This is a genomic window from Cupriavidus sp. SZY C1 (assembly GCF_032190535.1).
Classification (GTDB): domain Bacteria; phylum Pseudomonadota; class Gammaproteobacteria; order Burkholderiales; family Burkholderiaceae; genus Cupriavidus; species Cupriavidus pauculus_C.
The window spans coordinates 157382-180123 of record NZ_JAUANU010000014.1 but is presented as its reverse complement, the minus strand read 5'-3'; the positions used below and the strand labels follow the sequence as shown (position 1 = coordinate 180123).

The following is a 22742-nucleotide window of genomic DNA, read 5'->3' as shown; positions in this document are numbered from 1 at the left end:
GCTTTGTCATGTCGTCCTTTCCTCGTCGATCGTGATTTTCCACCTATCGACCTGTCTGAGGAAATTGGACCACTACACTCCCCTCTCCCGCAACGCGGGAGAGGGGAGCCAGACAGCGGGAATTTCAAGCCTGCTAGATGCAAATCTCCCACCGGTTTGCTCCCCTCTCCCGCATCGCGGGAGAGGGGCCGGGGGTGAGGGCCAGCGCATCCAATCCCACAAACTCTCAGCCCTTGCGCGGCTTGACCTTCGCCGCGGCCTCCTTGGCGCGACGCCGGGCGGTTTCCACGTCGGCGTCGTAGGCCAGTGCCACCCCCATCCGACGCTTGGTGAACGACTCCGGCTTGCCGAACAGGCGCAGTTCGGTCTGCGGCACGCGCAGCGCCTCGTCGACGCCGTCGAACACGATGCCTTCCGCATCGACTCCGCCATAAATCACCGCGCTGGCGCCCGGCGCACGCAGGCTGGTGTCCACCGGCAGCCCCAGGATCGCGCGGGCGTGCAGTTCGAACTCGTTCTGCCACTGCGAGATCATCGTGACCATGCCGGTGTCGTGCGGGCGCGGGCTGACTTCGCTGAACCAGACTTGCTCGCCCTTGACGAACAGTTCCACGCCGAACAGGCCCTGGCCGCCCAGGTCGGCCGTGACGGCGCGGGCGATGTGCTGGGCGGCTTCCAGTGCCTTCGGGTGCATCGGGTGCGGCTGCCAGCTTTCCACATAGTCGCCGGCCACCTGGACGTGTCCGATCGGCTCGCAGAAATGCGTCTCCACCTGGCCGCTGGCGCCGACGGCGCGCACCGTCAGCAGCGTGATCTCGTAATCGAAATCGATGAAGCCCTCGACGATCACGCGGCCATGGCTGACCCGGCCGCCGGCCATCGCATAGTCCCAGGCCGCCTTGACGCCCTCGGGGCCGTCGATCTTGCTCTGACCCTTGCCCGAGCTGCTCATCACCGGCTTGACCACGCACGGGTAGCCGATGCCGCCGTCGATGGCGGCCTGCAGCTCTTCCAGCGAATCACAGAACTTGTACGGGCTCGTGGCCAGGCCCAGGGTCTCGGCGGCCAGGCGGCGGATGCCTTCGCGGTCCATCGTCAGCCGGGCCGCCCGCGCGGTGGGAATCACGCGCACCACGCCGGCGGCTTCCAGCGCTTCGAGCGTCGGCGTGGCGATGGCTTCGATCTCGGGCACCACCAGGTGCGGCCGCTCGGCCTCGATCAGGGCCTTGAGCTGATCGCCATCGCTCATCGTGATCGTCCGGGCATGGTGCGCCACCTGCTGGCCGGGCGCGTTCTCGTAACGGTCGACGGCGATGGTCTCCACGCCCAGGCGCTGTAGCGCGATCAGCACTTCCTTGCCGAGCTCTCCGGAGCCGAGCAGCATGACTTTGGTGGCGGAGGGGGAGAGGGGCGTTCCAAGGGTCGTCATGGCGGGGGGCTCGCGGGAGGAAGAAAAGACGCGATTGTAGCAAGGCGGTGCGGCGTGGCTGCCGGGGTGGAGGGGCTAGCGCGGATGGCGTGCACGGGGCGGCGGTGGGTGGTGGTTTGCGGCGGGCGGGGGCGTAAACGGCAATGTGCCGACGTCTTGCGACGCCGGCACATCGGTCTTCTACTGCTGGGTTACTGCTGGGTTACTTCTGAGTACTGGTCAGGGTTCCGGTTCGCCTCCCTCGGTCAGCGGGCCGCCGCAGCCGATTCGGGCGCGGAACCGTCCTTCAACCAGCCGTGGCTCTTCACGACGTAGCGCTTGCCATTCGGCGCGCCGGCCTCGGTGTAGAAGAACTCGCGTGTCTCCATGTTCACCGCCAGATCGGCCTTGGTCTTGGTGACCGGGTCCTCGAAGACGAAGTGCTTCGTCCCGTTGGCGCCGTCTTGCAACGTCAGCGTGCGCTCGACAGTCCCGGACCTGGTCTTCACCTGGACCGTGGCCGTCGTGCCCTTCACCTGGACGGTGGCACCCGACATCAGCGCACCTTCCCACGCCTTGTCTTCGTCGGACTCGACCGTCAGCGGCACCGGGGCATCGAGGTACCACGTCTGGTCGGTCAGGTCGTCGATCACGTAGGCCAGGATACCGCCCGCGCCGACCGCGCCCATGATTGCACCGGCCGTGGCACCCGAGTTGGAGCCACCCGAGCCCGAACCGCCTGAGCCGTCCGAACCACCGTCAGGCGTCTTGTCGCCGCCGTCGGAGCCGTTGCCACCGTTCGAGCCGTTACCACCGTCGGAGCCGTTGCCGTTGCCGTCCGGGCCGTTGCCGTTCCCATCCGGGCCATTGCCGTTTCCGTCGGGGCCGTTACCGTTGCCGTCGGGACCGTTGCCATTGCCGTCCGGGCCGTTACCGTTCCCATCGGGGCCGTTACCGTTTCCGTCCGGGCCATTGCCGTTACCGTCCGGGCCATTGCCGTTCCCATCGGGACCGTTGCCGTTGCCGTCAGGACCGTTGCCGTTTCCGTCAGGGCCGTTGCCATTGCCGTCCGGGCCGTTACCGTTCCCGTCGGGACCGTTGCCGTTACCGTCCGGGCCATTGCCGTTACCGTCGGGGCCATTGCCGTTGCCGTCGGGACCGTTGCCGTTCCCGTCGGGACCGTTGCCATTGCCGTCGGGGCCATTGCCGTTCCCATCCGGGCCGTTGCCGTTACCGTCGGGGCCGTTGCCGTTGCCGTCGGGGCCGTTGCCGTTACCGTCCGGGCCGTTGCCGTTCCCGTCGGGGCCGTTGCCGTTCCCGTCGGGGCCGTTGCCGTTACCGTCCGGGCCGTTGCCGTTCCCGTCGGGGCCGTTACCGTTCCCGTCCGGACCGTTGCCGTTACCGTCCGGGCCATTGCCGTTGCCGTCGGGGCCGTTGCCGTTACCGTCGGGACCGTCGCCGTTGCCGTCCGGGCCGTCGCCGTTGCCGTCGGGGCCGTTGCCACCGTTGGAACCATTGCCGTCGGTGCCATTGCCGCCGTTCGAGCCGTTACCGTCGTCCGGGGGCACGACAGGTTCCGGACCTGCGCGGCTCTCGCTGTTGAAATTGACCGTGCCGTTCTGGTTCTCCACGACGCGGCCTGAGCGGTAGATGCCTTCGTACTGTTCCGACCGGCCGTGGATGTTGATCGTCGCTTCGTCGTTGGCGGTGAGCGTGGTCCCGGCAATGTACACGCCATACCAGCTGCGGGACTTGCCGGTGACATTCACCGTGCTCTCCCCGGAAGCGGTTATCGGCCCGGCCAGGTAGACGCCACCGCTATTTGTCGACGTACCCGTAATGTTGACGGTGGAGTTGCCGGCGATGGTCAACGTGCCAGTGGATACGCCGTAGTGGGATCCTTGCGAGGTACCCACGATCTCCAGATGGCCGCCATCCATCACGCTGAGATTGTTGAAGGTAACCCCGGTCCCGATGTTTGCATGACCTGTGATCGTCGCGCGGCTAACGTTCAGCAAGCTTCCACTGAATTGCACGGCGCCGCTAAGTCCGACACTGCCCGCCAACCCGGTGGAATTCGCCAGTATGTTGAGCTGCCCCCCAGCAAGATCAAGTCTGCCCGCGGCGACCACTACTCTGCCGGCCCCTGTACCTTCGCCTGCGCGGGCGTCGAGATTCAACGCCCCGCCCGTGCTCGTAATGTTGCCCAGGGAGATATTCCCCTGCGCAAGCATCGTCAGGGTAGCCTCGCCGCCCGAAGTCTTGTTGATTGCCGCATACTGCGTGATGTTGCCCTTGGCAGTGCCAGAGCTCGCCGTGGTGATCGTAACGCTCGTGCCGTTGTTCAGCGCATTGTTGATCGCGATGTTGCTGACCGTTGCGCTGTTGCCGATTGCCCTGAACCCATCGGTGACACTACCGCTGTAGTTGGCATCGGCAGAGGCGATCAGGATGTCGGTCGGATCGATCAGCCAGTCACCGGACTTGCCGTTGGGCGCTGAGGCGGTCACCGTGCCCTGGACGTTGAGGTTGTGGGCCGAGGTTTCCACGAACCCGCCGTCACCATGCCGTGCACCCGCATCGACCCGCGCGTTGACGCCCACCTGCGTGAAGTTGGCAAAGCCAGCACCATCCTGCAGCAGCTTGCGCGCTTCGGTGCCTTCGAGCTTGCCCAGCGAGTCACCACCAAGGATGACCTTGCCGCCAGCGGAGTCGCCCGAAGCATCGATCGAGGCGCTGTCGAACAGGCCGACGCGGTCGCCGGCCAGTACCACCGTGCCGCCCTGGCCGCCGTTGCGGTTGGAGGCGTCGATGCTGCCGGTCATGACCACGTCGCCGGTCTTGCCGGCATCGGCCACGACCGTGCCGGCGCGGACTACGCCGGACAGGTTCACAACCGTATTAAGGAGCGTGTCCTTGCCGCGCGCGGTAATCAGCACCGTGCCGTCTTGGGCGTGGATGTTGCCGCTGTTTTCCGCCAGCGCGTTGGCGGTGGCGTCGTTGAGGACCAGCGAGATGCCCTGGCCGTTGTGCAGGGCCACCGTGGCGCTATCGCCAGCGGCCAGCAGGACTTGTCCGCCCGGGCCGGTCTTGATGTCGCCCGCGTTGCGGACCTGGTCGCCCATGAAGGTCACGTAGCCTTGGGCGTTGATGGAGCCTTCGTTGATGATGCCGGCCTGCGTGCCGGTGGCGCTCAGTGCCAGCGGGCTGCCGGCCATGAAGGCGTTGGAGTCGATGGACTTGGTGGTGGCCAGCAGCGAGCCGACGTTGACCACTGCGCCGCGTCCGAACAGCACGCCGTTGGCGTTCTGGATCAGCACTTGCCCGTTGGCGAGCAGCGAGCCGTGGATATTGGAGGGGAGGCCACCGGTGACGCGGTTCAGCGCCTGGGCCTGTGCGTTGGGCTGGTTGAACTGGACAGTATTCCCTTGGCCGATGCTGAAGCTGTTCCAGTCGATGACAGCGCGCTGGCTGCCCTGATTGATGGTCATCGTCGAGCCGTTCGGCTGCGAGATGGTGGCCTGGCCGGCCACGACGTTGCCCTGGGTCGGCAGTCCTTGGGCACGGGCTTCGTCCATGTCCCAGGCAAACAGGGCGAGGGCGATGGCCGTCATCGCCGATACCACGCCCAGTTGGGGCGATGCCTCCGCGGCGCTGCCTTCACCCGGCGCCTTGCCGCGGCTCTTCACATTTTCCGCAACGGCCACAAGCATGCCGAGATGCTTGCTGAATACGCGGCGATACCGATTCTTGTTCATGACTGCTTGCTCTCTATTTCTCAGAAACCTGCTGCATCTGGCAGCGACCCAACTCGCAGGCGTTGCCCGCCTGCAGAGGCGGCGGTGAGGCCTGGTGTCTCGTTCTGGAAGCGGAGGCCGTCGGTGCCGGAAGGGCAGGACGGACGAGTTCCGCTACTCCACGCACCGAATCGTATGAGCGCGTGGAGCGAGCAAAAATCGTAAAAACTCTAAAGATGGGGATCTGAGAAAAAATCAGACGGCGGCGAATGGACCGCCTGATTTGAATGCGGGAAATTAAATAGTAATTCGACTAAAACGTGGGACAGGTCCTCAAGAAAGGCCCAGATCGCCCCGACATCGGCCGTCCGCCAGGGCAGCGCCAAATGTGACCTTGCGCGTCACATCTGAAAAAGAAAATAGAAAAGTTTCCATCCCGCAAAAGATGACGAGTCCTTAGGCTTCGTCTGGACCGCGTGGCGTCCAGCCGGATCGCCAATCAGAATCTGCCTACGCCTTCCTGGTGCTTGCGGTATCGGCCGGGCGGCCCCGCCCGCCGCGGCGCCATCGCCGGTCCTACGCCAGATTCCCTTCCGCTGCCTTGCCGCAGCAGACCCACCACATGCCAAGCGTGCCGCTCCCCAATGGACTGGCGATTCGCCAGCGATGCTTTCCATGCGGCCGCCGCCTTCATCCGAAAACTCTGGGAAACGCACTATGCCCACCATACGCGTCATGCTCGCGGACGATCACCCATTCATCGTGTTCGGCGTGCGGGAGATATTAAGCCGGCAACTGGGTTTCAGCGTGGTCGCCGAGGCGGCCAATCCGCCGGGATTGATGGATAACCTGTCCCGCATCGAGTGCGACGTGGTGATTACCGATTTCTCGATGCCGGGCAGCGGCGTGCCCGACGGGCTGGTCCTGCTGAACGCCATCCGCGCCAAGTTTCCGGCGGTGCGGATCGTGGTGCTGACGATGCTGGACAACCCCGGGCTGTTGCTCAGCATGCGCCGGGCCGGCGCGCTGGCCTTGCTGAACAAGCGCGACGACATGCGCGAGCTGCCCGCCGCCGTGATTGCCGCCTTCCAGGGGCGCGAGCATCTGGGCGCGACGATGCGGCGGGCCATCACCCGGCCCGGCCCCGGCACGTCGCAGAACGGCTCGCTGGACACGCTGAGCCCGCGCGAGATGGAAGTGCTGCGGCTCTACGTCGGCGGCATGACCACGTCGGAGGTGGCCCGGCACCTGAATCGCAGCATCAATACGGTCAGCACGCAGAAGCACAGCGCCATGCGCAAGCTGGGGGTCAAGAACGACGCCGAGCTGTTCGACTACGCGTCCGAGCACGGGCTGCGGGCGTAGCGGATGCGGTAAACTACCGGCCTTCCGCCGCACCGTGCGTGCCGGAGCTGCCTTTTCAGGCACCCGGACCTGCGCCGATGTCGAAGCAGGTGACGGCGGCGCATCACCACCGGGCCCTCGCGCCCGCGCCCCCTGGCTTGCCTGTGCCCGCTCACAGCATTCGCCGATTCGCTTCGACCCTCGATCCGGGCGCCGTGCCAACTGGCCGGCGCATTCGCCGGATAACGCCCTGCGTCCTTCTTGCCGAAGGACTTCCGCGCAGGACTGGAACCCCTCAGGTACTTGCCTGAACCGACCCTTCCGGCGCCCCGCGCCGGATGCGATCCGTATTCCGGAGGACAACTCGTGAAGACCCCAGCCAGCCTTTGGCTGCTAGCGGCCGGGCTGCTGCCCTGCGCCGCGTACGCCGGCTCCGGCGTGACGCTCTATGGCCTCGTCGACTCGGCGGTGCGCTATACGTCCAATATCGATGGCCGCCACCATTCGCAGGTGGGCGTGCTGTCCAGCGGCATGGCCGCCAGCCGCTTCGGCCTGAAGGGCGACGAAGACCTGGGCGGCGGCATCCACGCCATCTTCCAGCTGGAGGCCGGCTTCGGCAGCGATACCGGCAAGATGAACTACGACGCACTGTTCGGACGCCAGGCCTGGGTGGGCCTGAGCGGACACTGGGGCAGCCTGACCTTTGGCCGCCAGTACAACGCGCTGAACAACATCGCCTGGGAATTCGACCCGCTGGCCAAGGGCTGGGGGCTGTTCTGGTCCGACCCGCTCTACATCGGCGGCGACATCTTCTTCCAGGACTACCGGATCAACAACAGCGTGGTCTACCAGAAGCAGGTGGGCCCGTTCTCGGTCCAGCTCGACTATGGCGCGGGCGAGCAGCCCGGCACGCTGGCGCGCGGCACCACGCTGGGCGGCGGGGTGAAGTACCAGCAGGGCGCACTGGCGCTGGGCGTGGCGTACGACCAGCGCCGCAGCGACGACGGCGCCAACACCGTGCGCAACTACTCGGTGGGCGGCTCGTATGCGATGGGCAAGGCCACCGCCTATGCCGGCCACCTGGGGCGGCGCGAATCGGGCCAGGACGCGCGCTTCAACATCTCGTACGTGGGCCTGGGCTACCAGCTCACGCAGGCGCTGCACCTGTCAGGCGCCTACTACCGCTATCGCCAGTCAGGCAACGTCACCACGCAATTCCAGGATGTACCGGTACACCTGGGCGCCGGCAATTCCGACAGCGTCGCGCTGGTGGCCGACTACGCGTTCTCCAAGCGCACGAGCGTGTACCTGGAGTCGGACGTGGTGGTGGCGCGCGGCGGCACGGTGGGCCGCGAGACCGAGTATTGGGCCGGCACGCCGGTCACCGATGTCAGCCGCAGCACGCGCGTGGGCGTGATGGTCGGCATGCGGCATCAGTTCTGACCCTGCGCCTCGCGGGCAATCTCGCGGATGGCCTGCTCGAACGCCTCCACCGGCTGGCCGCCGGTGACGAGGTAGCGGTTGTTGAAGATCACGGACGGCACCGACTGGATGCCCATGCCCTGGTACTCGCGCTGCTCGGCCCGCACTTCGTCGGCGTAGGCGTCGGACTCCAGGACGCGGCGCGCCTCGGCGGCGTCCAGCCCCACGGACGCGGCGGCCTCCCGCAGCACGTCGTGGCTGCTGGGGTCCTTGCCGTCGCCGTGGTACGCCTGCAGCAGCGCCTGCTTCAGCGGGAGCTGCCGGCCCTGCGTGGCGGCCCATTGCAGCAGCCGGTGTGCGTCGAACGTGTTGTAGACAAAGTCGCGCGGGCCGAAGTTGAACCCGACGCTGGCGCCGCGCTCGCGGATCATGGCCTGCGTCTCGGCAATCTGGGCCGGCGTGCGGCCGTACTTCTTGCCCAGGTAGTCGACGATGGCCTCGCCCTGCGGGCCCATCTGCGGGTTCAGCTCGAACGGGTGCATGACCACCTGGGCGTCCACCACGTCGCGGGTGCGCTCCAGCGCCTGCATCAGCGACGCCAGGCCGATGGCGCACCATGGGCAGGCGATATCCGAGACAAAGTCGATCCTGAGTGACTGGGGCATGGCATGGTCCGGGCGGCGCCGGCTTTCAGAACGGGGACGCGACAGCTTAGTCCGAATTGCCGATGCGTGCAGGCGCCCACCCGATCACCCCTCGCCCTATACTGGTTCTGGCGCGCCGATCATTCGCGCCAGGAGGCAGCCATGGGACGCAAATACATCGATTGCCGCGAGTTTCCCAGCGAGAAGAACTGCACGGTCGCATTGAGCGCCGACACGGAGGACGAGCTGCTGGAAGCAGCCGTGCAGCACGCGGTGCAGGTTCACGACCACCAGGACTCGCCCGAACTGCGCAGCCAGCTCAAGGCGTGTTTCAAGGAGGGTGCGCCGCCGGCCTGACGGCGGCACTGCGCAGGGGCGACGGACGCCGGCGCAAGTCCGCGGCCGCCGCCCCTGTCTGCCCGGCCATCGCCCCTGCCATCCCCCGCCACTCCCCCCCTTGGCCCGCCTGCGCAACCGCGACGGCCATAAATTCCCGCCTTTGTGAAACCTGCACGGCCTGCCGGGCCGGGAATCCGCGCTGCCTGCGGGGCTGGCCCCCTTTGGCGGCGCCGGGACCGGAATATGCATGGTCCGGCCATCCAACACAGCGCCGCAGGCGTCCAAGGAGTGTCGAGATGGCAGACCATGATGCCGTGGTACGGCTCTATGCCACCCAGATCGTCGAGAAGGCCGATGCCGCCCAGCAGGGCGAGCCGGTGTCCGCGCTGGCCACGTCCGAGATCGACAAGGCGATGATGCATTTCCGCACGCTCGATGGCGGCCGGTCCACCGGCGCGCTGCTGCGCCAGCTGGTTGGCGCGCTGCGCGAGGCGGCCGGGCAGCGCGGGCGGGCCGAATCGGCACGGCTGGTCATCCTGATTGCGGCCGACTATGCGTCGGAAGCGTCGCAGGGGCATCCTGGCGGGGGCTAGGTCGCGCGAGGGAGCCTGGAGGGGTAGGAGCCGCCTGACAGCGGGATCGGACAGCCACCGTCGCACCGCCCGCGCGCCGGTCCTTACCATGGAAGCAGGCTCAACAAGGCGCCCTGCGCCGCACCCGCCATGGACCTTTCGGTCGACTGGGGCAACCTGCTCCACTTCAGCATTTCGCCGCTCGAAACCATGCTGCGCGGCACGCTGATGTACTGGTTCCTGTTCCTGATGTTCCGCTTTGTCGCCCGGCGCGACGTGGGCTCGCTTGGCATTGCCGACCTGCTGATCGTGGTGATCGTGGCCGATGCCGCGCAGAACGGCATGGCCGGCAAGGGTGACAGCGTGGCCGACGCCGCGCTGCTGGTGGGCACGCTGGTGGCCTGGAACCGGCTGTTCGACCTGGGCGCATGGCTGTCGCCCACGATCCGGCGCTTTGTCACGCCGCAGAAGGTGGTGCTGGTGCGCAACGGCAAGAAGGTGGTGCGCAACATGGAGCGCCACACGATCACCGACGAGGAACTGGCCGCACAGCTGCGCGAGAAGGGCGTGGAGTCGTACCGGCACGTCAAGGTCATGTACCTGGAGCCCGACGGCAAGATCAGCGTCATCACCGACGACTAGCCCGGCCTCCACAGCAAAAAAGGACAGGCCGTGCGGGGAACGCACGTCTGTCCTGTCAAGAACCGGCTCCAGCCCGAGCCGGGCACAGATGCCTCAGCCTGGCGCGCGCGCCCCAGCTGGCACGGACGGCATCGGCATCATGTTCTGGTTGGCGTTGTGCATGACCCACAGCGATCCCGACACGACGATGGCGATCAGGCCCACCGTGCACGCGAAGATCGCCGTATTGCCGCGCTGGCCGCGGCGCGGCCCCAGATGCAGGAAGTACACGTGCTGCACCAGCAGCTGCACCACGCACAGCGCCACGATCAGCGCCAGCCCGGCGCGCGGCGGCAGCAGCCGGCCCATCACGGCGCCAAACGACAGGAACGTCAGCACCAGCGACAGCGCATAGCCGATCAGGTGGCTGCGCAGGCTGCCATGGGCGGCAGGATGGATGGCTTCGGAATGGGACATCACAGGAACTCCCGCAGGTAGACCACCGTGAACACGAAGATCCACACCAGGTCCAGGAAATGCCAGAACAGGCTCAGGCAGGCCAGCCGGCGGCGCACCACCGCGTCCAGCCCGAACACCTGCATCTGGTTGACCATGACGATGATCCACAGCAGGCCGGCGCTGACGTGCAGCCCGTGCGTGCCCACCAGCATGAAGAACGCCGACAGGTAGGCGCTGCGGTGCGGCCCCGCGCCCTCGTGCAGCAGTTCGCGGAATTCGTAGACCTCCATGCACACGAAGGCGGCGCCCAGCGCGAACGTCAGCACCAGCCAGCGGATCACGGCCTGCGGGGCGCCCTTGCCGGCTTCGTCCAGCTTCAGCATCGCCACGCCGAACGTCAGGCTGCTGGTCAGCAGCAGCACGGTCTCGGCCAGCACGAAGCGCAGGTCGAACAGCTCGCGCCCGGTGGGGCCGCCGGCCGTGCCGTGCAGCAGCACGCCGAACGTGGCAAACAGCGACGCGAAGATCAGGCAGTCGCTCATCAGGTAGATCCAGAACCCGAGCTTCAGCGTCGATGCCTGGGCCTGGGCGTGATGGTCGTGCCCGGCGTCGTGCGCAGGGGCGGCGGCCGCGTGCGGCACGTCCGCCGCGCCGGCCTGGAGTTTCAGGGTGGTGGTCATGGTCAGTTGGCTCCCCGGGCGGCCAGCGCGGCGCCCAGCTGGGCGTGGCGGGCCTGTTCGATGCGCGCGACCTCGGCGGCCGGCACGTAGTAGTCCACGTCGCGGTCGTAGCTGCGGGCGATGAACGTCAGGATCATCGCCACCAGACCGAAGCCGGCCAGCCACCAGATGTGCCAGACCAGCGCGAAGCACAGCACCAGCCCGAACGCCGACACGATGAACCCTGCCGACGTGTTGCGCGGCATGTGGATGTCCGCGTACGGCGCGTCGACCCGGTAGGCACGGCCGGTCTCCTTGTCGTCCCAGTGCTGCTCCAGCGACGTGATCTGCGGCACGTGCGCGAAGTTGTAGAACGGCGCCGGCGACGCGGTGGCCCATTCCAGGCTGCGGCCGCCCCATGGGTCGCCGGTCAGGTCGCGGTGCTGGTGGCGGTCGCGCACGCTGACAAACAGCTGCCAGAGGATCGCCAGGATGCCGCAGCCGATGACCACGGCGCCCACCAGCGCGACGATCAGGTACGGCTGCCAGTCAGGGTTGTTGTAGTGGTTCATGCGCCGCGTCATGCCCTGCAGGCCCAGCGCGTAGAGCGGCATGAAGGCCAGGTAGAAGCCCACCAGCCAGCACCAGAACGCCACCTTGCCCCAGAACTCGTTCAGCGTGAAGCCGAACACCTTGGGGAACCAGAACGTCATGGCCGCCAGGCAGCCGAACACCACGCCGCCGATGATCACGTTGTGGAAGTGGGCGATCAGGAACAGGCTGTTGTGCAGCACGAAGTCCGCGCCCGGCACGGCCAGCAGCACGCCGGTCATACCGCCCACGGCAAACGTGACCATGAAGCCGATGGTCCAGAGCGTGGACGAGTGGAAGCGGATGCGCCCCCGGTACATCGTGAACAGCCAGTTGAACAGCTTGACGCCGGTGGGAATCGAGATGATCGACGTCATGATGCCGAAGAACGCATTGACGCTGGCGCCCGATCCCATCGTGAAGAAGTGGTGCAGCCAGACGAAGAACGACAGCACGCCGATGGACGACGTGGCGTACACCATCGACGTGTATCCGAACAGCGGCTTGCGCGAGAACGTGGCGATGATCTCCGAGAACGCGCCGAAGCACGGCAGGATCAGCACGTAGACCTCCGGGTGGCCCCAGATCCAGATCAGGTTCACGTACATCATCGCGTTGCCGCCCAGTTCGGTCGTGAAGATGTGCATGTCCAGGTAGCGGTCGGCCGCCAGCAGCGCCAGCGTGGCCGTCAGCACCGGGAAGATGGCCACGATCAGGATGTTGGTGATCAGCGCCGTCCACGTGAACACCGGCATCTTCATCAGCGTCAGGCCCGGCGCGCGCATGCGCAGGATCGTCACGATGAAGTTGATGCCGGTCAGCGTGGTGCCCAGCCCCGATATCTGCAGCGACCAGATGTAGTAGTCCACGCCCACGGTCGGGCTGTACCCGAGCCCGCTCAGCGGCGGATAGGCCACCCAGCCCGTGGCCGCGAAGTCGCCGACGAACATCGACAGCATGACCAGCACCGCGCCCATGGCCGACATCCAGAAGCTCAGCGAGTTGACGAACGGGTACGCCACGTCGCGCGCGCCAATCTGCAGCGGCACGATCACGTTCATCAGGCCCAGGATGAACGGCGTGGCGACGAAGAAGATCATGATCACGCCGTGCGCGGTGAAGATCTGGTCGTAGTGGTGCGGCGGCAGGTAGCCGGCCGCCTCGCCCACGGCAATGGCCTGCTGCGTGCGCATCATGATGGCGTCGGCAAACCCGCGCAGCAGCATGACCAGCGCCAGCACGATGTACATCACGCCAATGCGCTTGTGGTCCACCGAGCAGATCCACTCGGTCCAGAGATAGCCCCACTTGCGGTAGCGCGTGATCGCGGCCAGCAGCGCGGCGCCGCCCAGCAGCACCGCCACCAGCGTGCCCATGATGATGGGCTCGTGCAGCGGAATGGCGTCGAGAGAAAGTTTTCCGAACATGATGGGTTAGCGCTCCAGCGTGGTCTGCTGCGCCGGGAGCGGCGGCATGTTGGCGCCGGCAATGGCGCTCAGGGTGACCGGGCTGTCGGCCCGGCAGATGTCGCCGTTGCCGGCCATGTACTGGTCCACCACGCCCTGGAACAGGCGCGGGTCCACCTTGCCGTAGACGGTGACGGGGTCCTTGCTGCTGGGCTGCTCCAGCCGGCGGTAGGCCGCCGCGTCCAGCGTGTGGCCCGATGCGCGGGCGCGCGCCACCCAGGCGTCGAAATCGGCCCGCGACGTGGCAACGGTCCGGAAATGCATGTCCGAGAACCCCGCGCCGCTGTAGGCCGCCGAGCGGCCGTCGAAGACGCCGGGCTGGTCGGCAATCAGGTGCAGCTTCGTCTGCATGCCGGCCATCGCATAGACCATGCTGCCCAGCCGCGGGATGAACAGCGCGTTCATCGTCGACTCGGCCGTGATGCGGAAGTTGACCGGCGTGCCCACCGGGATCGGCAGTTCGTTCAGCGACGCCACGCCGTACTGCGGATAGATGAACAGCCACTTCCAGTCCAGCGCCACCACGTCCACCTGCAGCGGCGCGACGGTCGATTCCAGCGGGCGGAACGGGTCCAGCTTGTGCGTGGTGTCCCAGATGATGATGCCCAGCAGCGCCACGATCACGCACGGGATGCCCCACACCTCCACCTCGATCCGGGTGGAATGCGACCAGCGCGGCGCGTACGCGGCCCGGGTGTTGCCTTCGCGGTAGCGCCACGCGAACACCAGCGTCAGGATGATCACGGGCACCACCACCAGCAGCATCAGCGCCGTGGCCAGCACGATCAGGTTGCGCGTCTGCACGCCGATGGAGCCGCTGGGGTTCAGCAGGTCCCACGTGCAGCCGGTCAGGATCAGCGGCGCGATGGCGGCCAGGCAGGCGCCGGGCGGCAGGAACGATGAGGCGGCAGGACGGGACGGGGGGCGCCGACGCCCGCACGGGTCGGCTGGTGGCTTACGCATGTCAAACACCTTGGTTCGGGGGCGCAGGCGGGGCAGACCCGGCAACCGGGTATTTGTATGGATTTGCCTGCGGTGCGGCGCATGCTAAGGTAAGACAACATCCATACAAGCGGAGTCTTGTCTTGCCTACAACGCAGCCCGTGCGCCCCGGCAACCCGCCGACCGCCAAACCCGCGTGGATCGGCGCGTTCGCGCCCGGCGGCGGGCCGCGCTACATCCAGATCGCCGGTTTTCTGGAAACGGCAATGGCCGACGGCCGGCTGGTGCCCGGCGACCGCCTGCCGCCCCAGCGCGAACTGGCGGCGCTGTTCGCCGTCGACCTGACCACGGTCACCCGGGCGCTGGCCGAGGCCCGCCGGCGCGGTCTGGTGGCGCCGCGCGGTTCGCTCGGCACGTTCGTCGCCGCCCCGGCCTTTGAACTGGCGCAGGCCGTGGACCTGAGCATGAACGTGCCGCCCCCGCCGGCCGGCATCGACTTTGCCGACCTGCTGCGGCGCGGGCTGGCCCAGGTGACGCTGCGTGCCGACGCCAACCTGCTGATGACCTACCAGCTTGGCGGCGGCACCATGCCCGACCGTGTGGCCGGCGCGCAGTGGCTGGCGCCGATGCTGGGCGACGTGGCGCCCGAGCGCGTGATGGCCAGCCCCGGCGCCCAGCCCGCGCTGGCTGCGCTCATCCTGAGCCGCACCACGCCCGGCGGCACGATCGCCGCCGAACCGCTGGTCTACCCGGGCGTGCGCGGCGCGGCCGCCGAACTGGGCCGGCAGGTGGCCACCATCGCCGTCGACGCCGACGGCATGCGCCCCGACGCGCTCGACGCCGCCTGCCGCAGCGGCAACGTCCAGCTCGTCTACCTCAACCCGACGCTGCAGAACCCCACCACCCACACGATGCCCGCGGCGCGCCGGCGCGAGATCGTCCGCGTGGCCCGGCAGCATGGCGTGCTGATCGTCGAGGACGACCCGTACTGGCTGCTGACGCCCGACGCGCCGCCGCCGCTGGCCGCCATCGCGCCGGACCAGACCGTCTACATCGCCACGCTGGCCAAATGCCTGAGTCCGGGCCTGCGCACCGCCTACGTGGTGGCGCCCGACCGCGACATGCAGGAATCGATCCTCGGCGCGCTGCGCGCGATCACGCTGATGGCGTCGCCGATTGCCACGGCGCTGGCGACCCAGTGGATCCGCGACGGCTCGGCCGCCGCGCTGCTGGCCGGCATCCGCGAGGAAGCGGCCGCGCGCCAGCAGATTGCCCGGCAATGGCTGGCGGCCAGCGGCCCGTTTGCGCCGTCGGGCATCCACGTCTGGCACGCGCTGCCCAGCTACTGGTCATCGGCCGGATTCAGCCGCGCGGCGCAGGACGCCTCGCTGCGCGTCACCGCGTCTGACGTGTTCCACGACGGCGCCGCGCCGCCCAACGCCATCCGCATCGCGCTGGGCGGCGTGCCGGACCGCGCGCAGCTATCGATGGCACTGAAGAAGCTGTCGGGCCTGCTGGCGGGCAAGCCGCCCCATGCGTCGATGCCGGTGATCTGAGCCGGCGTCAGCCCACCACGGCCAGCAGCCCGGCCACGCCGAAGCCCAGCGCGGCAAGCGCGTCGCCGGCAATCAGCCCGCCGCCCACCAGCGAAGTCGTGCTCATGTCCTCGGGCAGCGCCGCGTCGCGCGACGCCCCGCGCGCCCGGCTGTCCCACAGGCTGGCCGCCACGCCGCCGGCCGCCATCCATACGGTGGCCGGCAGGTTGACAAAGCCGCCAAACGACGACGCATACGGCGACGGCAGCACCACCGCATCGAGCAAGAAATCGCAGGTCCGGCCGGCCCGGCCCGCCTGGGCAAACCGCATATAGCGCGGCCACGCGCGCAGCGCCTTGCGCAGGACCTCGGTCACCAGCCCGATACCCACGCCGATCCAGACCGCCAGCCGCTGGTAGGGCCGGTCCTCGGTCATGCTGCGCAGCGCGCCGACGATCTTGTAGGTCATGGCCGATGTCCAGCGCGCCGGCTGCTGGTCGGCCGGCAGCACGGTCTGGTCGAGCCGCAGCACCGGATAGGCATCCATGAACAGCCGCGCCAGCAGCACCGCCAGCACCGCGCCCACCACGATCCCCGCCACCTGGTAGGCAAACTGCACCGTGCGGTTGGTGCCGAGCCGCCAGCCCGTGGAGCGGTCCTGCTGCATGTCGCACGCCTCGGCCGTGGAGACCAGCAGCACCGTCGCCGCGATCAGCCCGACATGGGGCTGGCGCAGCCCCACCGCCGCCATTAGGATCACGGTCAGCACGAACGCGGACGAAATCGGATTCTGGTCGACCATCCCCACCGAGATGCCGTTGACCAGCGCAAAGACCAGCACCAGCCCGACGGCCATCAACTGGTAGCCGACGGGCTGGTCGAACCATGCGGCGCCGCTGGCGACCACCGCTAGGCCCCAGACCACGACCCAGGCGACGATCCAGCGTTGCGGCGCCGACGCACGGCCCGCCGATCCGCCGGTGGCCCGCCGCGCGCGCTGCCAGGCACGCGCCAGCAGGAGCAGCACGTCCACGGCGGCGGCGCCCATGATCATCCCCAGCGCCAGCAGGAACGTGATCTTGCGATAGGGATCGCCCGGCGCCAGCCAGCCGATGGACACGAAGTACGGCGTCAGCGCCCACCCGGCCAGCCCGCCCACCAGCGCGGCGATGCCGATGCGCGCGCCGACGATCATCCCGACCCCGAACGTCGACGCCGACAGGTCGATGGCACCCAGCCACGCCACGCGCGTGGCCCCCACCCCGGCCAGCACGCCCGCGCCCATCCCGCCGGCCAGCCGCGCCAGCGACCGGCGCAGCAGCACCGGATCGGTCAGCGCGCGCAGGATGTTGGCCACGGCCAGCCCGGACGGGAACGTGAGCTGCATGCGATCCACCAGCAACGGCGTGTAGAGCATGCCCACGCCCACGCCGTACATACCGATGCAGAGCATGTAGCCGATCAGCTGCCACAGCGGCGGCTGCGCCATGCCCATCCATCCCATCGCCTGGATGACGACCACCATGCCACCCATCCCCGCCACCGACGCCGCCGCGGTCTGGATGTAGTTGGCCCCATGCCGCCCCGCCGCGCCATACCCGGCCGTCACCGCCGAGCCAAGGATGCCGGCCAGCACCTGCCCGCCCACGAAGAACCCCAGCGAGAAGTTCATGTACGCCGCGGCCACGCCTCCCAGCGGCCCCAGCACAAGCATGCCGGCCGCGCCGAGCAGCAGGTGGTAGGGCCAGGTGTGGGGGGTGGGCAGGCGCATGGCTCGATTGTGGCGGCGAATCAGGGTGGTCGGCAATTGGCCGGCTGGCCCTCTCCCCCGGCCCCTCTCCCGCAAGCGGGAGAGGGGAGCAAACCGTGAGCCATCGAAAGACTTGCGGGGTTCTCCCCTCTCCCGCAATGCGCGCGGGAGAGGGGAGCAAACCGCGAGCGATCGAAAGACCTGCGGAGTTCTCCCCTCTCCCGCAACGCGGGAGAGGGGCCGGGGGAGAGGGCAGGCGCGTGCGTACCGACCCCGCCAAAAACAACACCCACCTGCAAAAGCGTACCCATTTCTGCGGCCTCCGCACAGCCACAGCGTACCCATTTCTGCGCCCCGCCACCCCCGCCGATCCCGACTGATAATCGCCCACAACACCGTCGCGCCGCAGGCAGCCCGGCGCCCCCGGGCATAGAATGCGGGGTCGGCCCCGGCCGGCCTTTACGACTTTCCTCTCTCGATCCGCTGTCACGCATGAAGCCCGCCCTGCTCGTCCTGGTCCAGCTCGAACCGGACCACCTCGTCCTCGTTTCCCGCCAATACGACGTCTGCTACGCGCCCGATGCCGCGCAACGGGCCGAAGCCATCGCCAGCAAGGGCGGCACGTTCCGCGCGGTGCTGACCAACGGCACCACGGGCCTGACGGCCGCGGACGTGGCCGCCATGCCGCAACTGACGCTGGTGTGCGCGCTGGGCGCCGGGTACGAGAACATCGACATCGCCGCCTGCCGGGCGCGCGGCATTGCCGTGGGCAACGGCGCGGGCACCAACGATAGCTGCGTGGCCGACCACGCGATGGCGCTGCTGCTGGCCACCGTGCGCCGCGTGCCCTCGCTGGACCGCGCCACGCGCGACGGCATCTGGCGCACGACCATCGCGCTGCCGCCCAATGTGTCCGGCAAGCGGCTGGGCATCATCGGGCTGGGGACGATTGGCCGGCGCATCGCCCAGCGCGGCCAGGCGTTCGACCTGGAGGTGGGCTACCACAACCGCCGCCCGCGCGAGGACGCTCCGTACCGTTACTTTGCCGATGTGATGGCGCTGGCCGAATGGGCCGACTATCTCGTGGTCGCCACGCCGGGCGGCCCGGCCACGCGCCATATGGTCAATGCGGGCGTGCTGCGCGCGCTGGGGCCGGGCGGCTACCTGGTCAACATCGCGCGCGGCAGCGTGGTCGACACGGCCGCGCTCGGCAACGCGCTGCGGTCCGGCCAGCTTGGCGGCGCCGGGCTGGACGTCTACGAGAGCGAGCCCGAGCCGCCGGCCGAACTGTTCGATTGCCCGAACGTCGTGCTGACGCCGCACGTGGGCGGATGGTCGCCCGAGGCGGTGCTGGCATCGGTGAACCAGTTCCTGGAAAACGCCCGCCGCCACTTTGCCGGCGAGCCGCTGGTGGCCCCGGTGGGCTGACGCCCCGGCCTCAGCCGACGGCCGGAAACACCACGCGCACGCGCAGGCCCGGCGCCGCGTCTTCCAGCGCCACCTGCGCGCCGTGGGACTGCGCCACCTCGGCGACGATCGCCAGGCCCAGGCCGCTGCCGCCCGTGGGTGCGTCGGGCGCACGGTAGAAGCGGTCGAACACGCGCGCGCGTTCGTCGGGCGGGATGCCGGGGCCGTTGTCGGTCACCACCAGTTCGATGCCGCGCCCGGTGTGCGCCACGCAGACGTCGACCCGGCCGCCGCGCGGGATGTAGTGCAGCGCGTTGTCGACGAGGTTGGTCAACAGGATGCGCAGCGCGTCGGCATCGCCACGCACCGTGACCGGCCCCTGCGTGCCGCCATCCTCCAGCCCCAGGTCGATGTCGCGGTCGATGGCCGCCTGCGACATCTGCACCACCACTTCGCCAGCCAGCGCCCGCAGGTTCACCGGTTCGTGCGGCGGCGGCGCGGCGCCGGGCTCCTGGCGTGCCAGCGTCAGCAACTGCGCCACCATATGCGTGAGCCGCTCCAGCCCCTGCCGTAGCTGGCCCAGCGCCGCCTGCCGCGCGTCGGCGCTCTCGGCGCGCTCCACCAGCTGGGCCTGGAGCTGCAACGCGGTCAGCGGCGTGCGCAGCGCGTGCGCGGCATCGGCCACGAAGGCACGCTGGGTGTCGATGGCATGGGCCAGCCGTGCCAGCAACTGGTTCAGCGCGGCCGACAGCGGCGCGATCTCGTCGGGCATGTCGCGCACGGCCAGCGGCGCCAGCGTGTTGGCATCGCGCGCGCGCACCTCGGTGGCAATCTCGCGCAGCGGACGCAGGCCGCGTCCCACCGCCATCCACACCAGCCACGCCAGCAGCGGCAGCAACAGCAGCAGCGGTGCCACGGTGCGCAGCGCCATATGGGCCGCCAGCGTGCGGCGCGCGCTGAGCGGCTGGGCGATCTGCACCACGGCCGGCCCCAGCTGGACGCTGTAGATGCGCCATTCGCCCGATTCGGTCTGCGCGTTGGTGAAACCCAGCTCGGCGCGCGGCGGCAGCGCCGGGCGGGAATGCGACAGATAGAGGCTGCGGCCCGAGCCGTCCCAGATATGGATCACGACGTCCTCGTCGGCACGCAGCAGGTCGGCGCCCGTGGCACTGCCGCCGCCATCGAACGGCGGCGCCATCGGGGCCTGGAACTGGCTGGGCAGCGCGGCGGCAAGCTGCTTCATCTGGTAGTCGAACAGCGCGTTGGCTTCCTGCCGCGCCTGGCCGTAGATCAGGCCCGTGGCCACGGCGATGCCCAGCGCCAGGCCCGCCGCGAGCCACCACAGCAACGTTCGCTGGATCGATCGCATCAGTCGGCCGCCTTGCTGGCCGCGTCATCCAGCTGCGGCATCAGGTAGCCGACGCCGCGGATGTTGCGGATCAGCCCCGCGCCAAACTTGCGGCGCAGCGCGTGGATATAGACCTCCACCGTGTTGCTGCCGACCTCGTCGTCCCAGCCGTACAGCCGCTCCTGCAGTTGCGGCACCGACCAGACCTTGCCAGGCCGGGCCATCAGCGCCGACAGCAGCGCGTACTCGCGCGCCGACAGCCGCACCGGCGTGCCGGCCTGCGTGGCCTCGCGCGTGGACGGGTTCAGCACGATGTCGCCGTAGCGCAGCTCCGGCTCCGCCCGGCCTTCGGCGCGGCGCGCCATCGCGTGCATGCGCGCCACCAGCTCCTGCAGGTCGAATGGCTTGATCACGTAGTCATCGGCGCCGGCGTTGAGCCCGGCCACGCGGTCCGCCACGGCGTCGCGGGCGGTGACGATCAGCACCGGCGTGCGCACGTTGCGCGCGCGCAGCGTCTTGAGCACGTCGATGCCCGAGCGGCGCGGCAGCCCCAGGTCCAGCAGCACGAGGTCGTAGCCGCCATCGGCGCGGGGGCCGTGCTGGTCGGACGCGGCGTCCAGCCCCGCGTCGCCATCGGTCACCCAGTCCACCGTAAAGCCCTCCTGGCGCAGCGCCGTCTTCACGCTTTCGCCGATCATGGCATCGTCTTCCACCAGCAGGACTCGCATGGTCGTCGGCGCTCAGGTGGCGGGGTGGCGCATGTCGCCCTGCAGCCGGTCGGCCAGCGCGCGGGCCAGGCCCGGCAGGGCCGGGAATTCGGCGGCAATCACGAACACGGGCACCTCGGCCAGGTACTTGCCCATGCGCCCCTTGTCGACAAAGCGCGCGTTGAACGGCGAGGCATGGAACGCCTGCACGAAGCGCGGCACGATGCCGCCGCCGATGTAGACGCCGCCGCGCGCGCCCAGCACCAGCGCGATGTCGCCCGCCACCGAGCCCAGCAGCCCGCAGAAGGCGTCGAATGCGCGGCGGCACAGCGGGTCGCCCTGCTTCAGCGCGCCGTCGGTGACCTGCGCGGGCGTGAGCGGCGTATCCAGCGGCGTACCCGTTTCTGCGGACAGCGACGCGTGGATGTGCGACAGCCCCATGCCCGACAGCAGCCGCTCGGCCGACACCCGGCCCAACTGGTCATGCGCGGCGCGCCAGGCAATCCATTCGTCGTCCGTGACCGGCATGACCTCGATGTGGCCGCCCTCGCCCGCCAGCGCCACCGCGCCGCCGCCAGGGGCCGGCACGAGGCCGGAGACGCCCAGCCCGGTACCCGGGCCGATCAGCGCGCGCGGCGCCGTGGCCACGGCCGTGCCGGGCCGCACCTGCACGATGTCGTCGTCGGACAGGTGCGGCAGCGCCAGCGCCAGCGACGTGAAGTCGTTGATGGCCACCAGCGTCTGCAGCGCCAGCGACTGGCGCATGGCCTCGACCGAGAACGCCCAGTTGTGGTTGGTCAGCTTGACGTGGTCGCCCGTTACCGGGTTGGCCAGGCCGATGGCGGCATGGGCCGGCCGCGCGTCGTCGGGCAGCGTGGACAGGTACTGGCGCATCGCCGCTTCCAGCGACACGTGATCGGCCACCTTGTAGGCCGTGACCGCGCCAATGCGCATCGGCGCGGTTTCCAGGGCAAAACGGACATTGGTGCCGCCGACGTCGGCCAGCAGTCTGGGATAGGACATGTGGATCGCTGCGTGGATGCGTGGATGCGTTAAGGCGTTGATGCGTGGGGTGGGATGGCGGGTCAGCCGCCTTCGGTGCGGAAGATGTCCACGCCGCGCCGGTGCCGGGCCAGCACGACGCTGACGGGCAGCGACGGCGTGGGTGCCTCCAGCGCGCGCGCCAACACCGCGTTCTTGCGCGCGCCCGAGATGGCCAGGAAGGTGCGTTCGGCGGCCAGCAGCGCGGCCAGGTTCAGCGTCACGCGCGCGTGCGGCGCCACGGACGGATGGGTGACCAGGTAGCCGGGCTGCGGCTCGGACAGGCCGGTCTGCAGCTCCGGCGCGTCCGGGAACAGCGACGCCGTGTGCCCGTCCTCGCCCATGCCCAGCACCACCACGTCGGGCTGCTGGAAGCTGGCGTTCAGCCGCTGCACGGCCTGCAGCGGCGCGGCGGCCTCGGCGTCGTCGCGGATCAGCGGCGCCCAGCCGGCCACGGCCGCGCCCTCGCGCAGCAGGTGGCTGCGCACCAGCGCGCCGTTGCTGTCGGCATGGTCGGGCGGCACGGCGCGGTCGTCCACCAGCGTCACGGTCACGGCGTCCCAGCGGATGGGGCGGTAGCGCAGCCGCTCGAACATCGGCACCGGCGACTTGCCGCCCGATACCGCCAGCACGGCCCAGCCCTTGGCCTTGATGACGAGGTCCAGCGCGTGGCTGACCGAGATGGCCAGCGATTCGGCCTGGTCCATCAGCGTGGGATGTTCGAACTGGCGCATGGCGCGGCTCCTTTCG

Annotated in this window: 19 protein-coding genes; 7 read left to right on the top strand and 12 right to left on the bottom strand. The window is 68.9% G+C overall.

From position 1 onward, the window contains the following. Positions 1 to 226: 226 nt before the first annotated feature. Both purT and QTN24_RS20625 read right to left on the bottom strand, forming a co-directional pair. Positions 227 to 1429 (bottom strand): formate-dependent phosphoribosylglycinamide formyltransferase, encoded by a 1203-nt coding sequence (gene purT, locus QTN24_RS20630; protein ID WP_313839405.1) that lies wholly within the window; start codon positions 1427 to 1429, stop codon positions 227 to 229. A 245-nt stretch (positions 1430 to 1674) separates the two neighbouring features. Beyond that, positions 1675 to 5166, bottom strand: coding sequence for a filamentous hemagglutinin N-terminal domain-containing protein (locus tag QTN24_RS20625; RefSeq protein WP_313839403.1), 3492 nt, complete (start codon positions 5164 to 5166; stop codon positions 1675 to 1677). A 696-nt stretch (positions 5167 to 5862) separates the two neighbouring features. Between QTN24_RS20625 and QTN24_RS20620 the strand changes: the two genes are divergently transcribed. Next, positions 5863 to 6510, top strand: coding sequence for a response regulator transcription factor (locus QTN24_RS20620; RefSeq protein WP_253700318.1), 648 nt, complete (start codon positions 5863 to 5865; stop codon positions 6508 to 6510). Positions 6511 to 6855: 345 nt separating this feature from the next. Continuing rightward, a complete protein-coding gene (locus QTN24_RS20615; RefSeq protein ID WP_313839399.1) occupies positions 6856 to 7932 on the top strand; it encodes a porin in 1077 nt (358 codons plus the stop codon). On the opposite strand, the gene QTN24_RS20610 is transcribed toward QTN24_RS20615, so the two are convergent. After that, positions 7923 to 8576 carry a DsbA family oxidoreductase gene (locus QTN24_RS20610; RefSeq protein ID WP_313839397.1) on the bottom strand — a complete coding sequence of 218 codons (654 nt, stop codon included), beginning with the start codon at positions 8574 to 8576 and terminating at the stop codon, positions 7923 to 7925. The two genes, QTN24_RS20615 and QTN24_RS20610, sit on opposite strands and share 10 nt — an antisense overlap. 141 nt (positions 8577 to 8717) lie before the next feature. Here QTN24_RS20610 and QTN24_RS20605 point away from each other — a divergent pair, with 141 nt between their 5' ends. The 3 genes from QTN24_RS20605 (at position 8718) to QTN24_RS20595 (ending at position 10108) form a co-directional block, all read left to right on the top strand. Further along, on the top strand, positions 8718 to 8912 hold the full coding sequence (locus QTN24_RS20605) for a DUF1059 domain-containing protein (protein WP_124685763.1): 195 nt from the start codon (positions 8718 to 8720) through the stop codon (positions 8910 to 8912). A gap of 278 nt (positions 8913 to 9190) precedes the next feature. After that, a complete protein-coding gene (locus QTN24_RS20600; protein WP_313839394.1) occupies positions 9191 to 9487 on the top strand; it encodes a hypothetical protein in 297 nt (98 codons plus the stop codon). Between the two features lie 129 nt (positions 9488 to 9616). Then, positions 9617 to 10108, top strand: a complete 492-nt coding sequence (locus QTN24_RS20595; protein WP_313839392.1) for a DUF421 domain-containing protein — start codon at positions 9617 to 9619, stop codon at positions 10106 to 10108. A 93-nt stretch (positions 10109 to 10201) separates the two neighbouring features. Here QTN24_RS20595 and cyoD read toward each other — a convergent pair whose 3' ends face one another. From cyoD to cyoA, 4 genes are read right to left on the bottom strand one after another with little or no spacing between them, the layout of a single operon-like run. After that, on the bottom strand, positions 10202 to 10564 hold the full coding sequence (gene cyoD / locus QTN24_RS20590) for a cytochrome o ubiquinol oxidase subunit IV (RefSeq protein WP_313839390.1): 363 nt from the start codon (positions 10562 to 10564) through the stop codon (positions 10202 to 10204). Beyond that, entirely contained in the window at positions 10564 to 11226 is a 663-nt protein-coding gene (gene cyoC / locus QTN24_RS20585; RefSeq protein WP_313839388.1) for a cytochrome o ubiquinol oxidase subunit III, read from the bottom strand. The genes cyoD and cyoC overlap by 1 nt, the downstream gene beginning before the upstream one ends. 2 nt (positions 11227 to 11228) lie before the next feature. Beyond that, positions 11229 to 13223: a cytochrome o ubiquinol oxidase subunit I gene (cyoB, locus tag QTN24_RS20580; protein WP_124685767.1), complete on the bottom strand. Its 1995-nt coding sequence runs from the start codon at positions 13221 to 13223 to the stop codon at positions 11229 to 11231. 6 nt (positions 13224 to 13229) lie between these two features. Next, on the bottom strand, positions 13230 to 14225 hold the full coding sequence (gene cyoA, locus QTN24_RS20575) for a ubiquinol oxidase subunit II (protein WP_313839386.1): 996 nt from the start codon (positions 14223 to 14225) through the stop codon (positions 13230 to 13232). A gap of 122 nt (positions 14226 to 14347) precedes the next feature. On the opposite strand from cyoA, the gene QTN24_RS20570 reads away from it, so the two are divergent. Then, on the top strand, positions 14348 to 15760 hold the full coding sequence (locus tag QTN24_RS20570; RefSeq protein WP_409559064.1) for a PLP-dependent aminotransferase family protein: 1413 nt from the start codon (positions 14348 to 14350) through the stop codon (positions 15758 to 15760). 7 nt (positions 15761 to 15767) lie between these two features. On the opposite strand, the gene QTN24_RS20565 is transcribed toward QTN24_RS20570, so the two are convergent. Further along, positions 15768 to 17510: an OPT/YSL family transporter gene (locus QTN24_RS20565; protein WP_313839385.1), complete on the bottom strand. Its 1743-nt coding sequence runs from the start codon at positions 17508 to 17510 to the stop codon at positions 15768 to 15770. A 471-nt stretch (positions 17511 to 17981) separates the two neighbouring features. Here QTN24_RS20565 and QTN24_RS20560 point away from each other — a divergent pair, with 471 nt between their 5' ends. Next, positions 17982 to 18917 carry a 2-hydroxyacid dehydrogenase gene (locus QTN24_RS20560; protein WP_313839384.1) on the top strand — a complete coding sequence of 312 codons (936 nt, stop codon included), beginning with the start codon at positions 17982 to 17984 and terminating at the stop codon, positions 18915 to 18917. Between the two features lie 10 nt (positions 18918 to 18927). On the opposite strand, the gene QTN24_RS20555 is transcribed toward QTN24_RS20560, so the two are convergent. The 4 genes from QTN24_RS20555 to pgl form a co-directional block, all read right to left on the bottom strand. After that, positions 18928 to 20265: an ATP-binding protein gene (locus tag QTN24_RS20555; RefSeq protein ID WP_124685772.1), complete on the bottom strand. Its 1338-nt coding sequence runs from the start codon at positions 20263 to 20265 to the stop codon at positions 18928 to 18930. Beyond that, positions 20265 to 20972: a response regulator transcription factor gene (locus tag QTN24_RS20550; RefSeq protein ID WP_124685773.1), complete on the bottom strand. Its 708-nt coding sequence runs from the start codon at positions 20970 to 20972 to the stop codon at positions 20265 to 20267. Before QTN24_RS20550 ends, QTN24_RS20555 begins: the two co-directional genes overlap by 1 nt. A gap of 12 nt (positions 20973 to 20984) precedes the next feature. After that, positions 20985 to 21974: a glucokinase gene (locus QTN24_RS20545; RefSeq protein ID WP_124685774.1), complete on the bottom strand. Its 990-nt coding sequence runs from the start codon at positions 21972 to 21974 to the stop codon at positions 20985 to 20987. Between the two features lie 62 nt (positions 21975 to 22036). After that, positions 22037 to 22726, bottom strand: coding sequence for a 6-phosphogluconolactonase (pgl, locus tag QTN24_RS20540; RefSeq protein WP_313839381.1), 690 nt, complete (start codon positions 22724 to 22726; stop codon positions 22037 to 22039). Positions 22727 to 22742 lie beyond the last annotated feature (16 nt).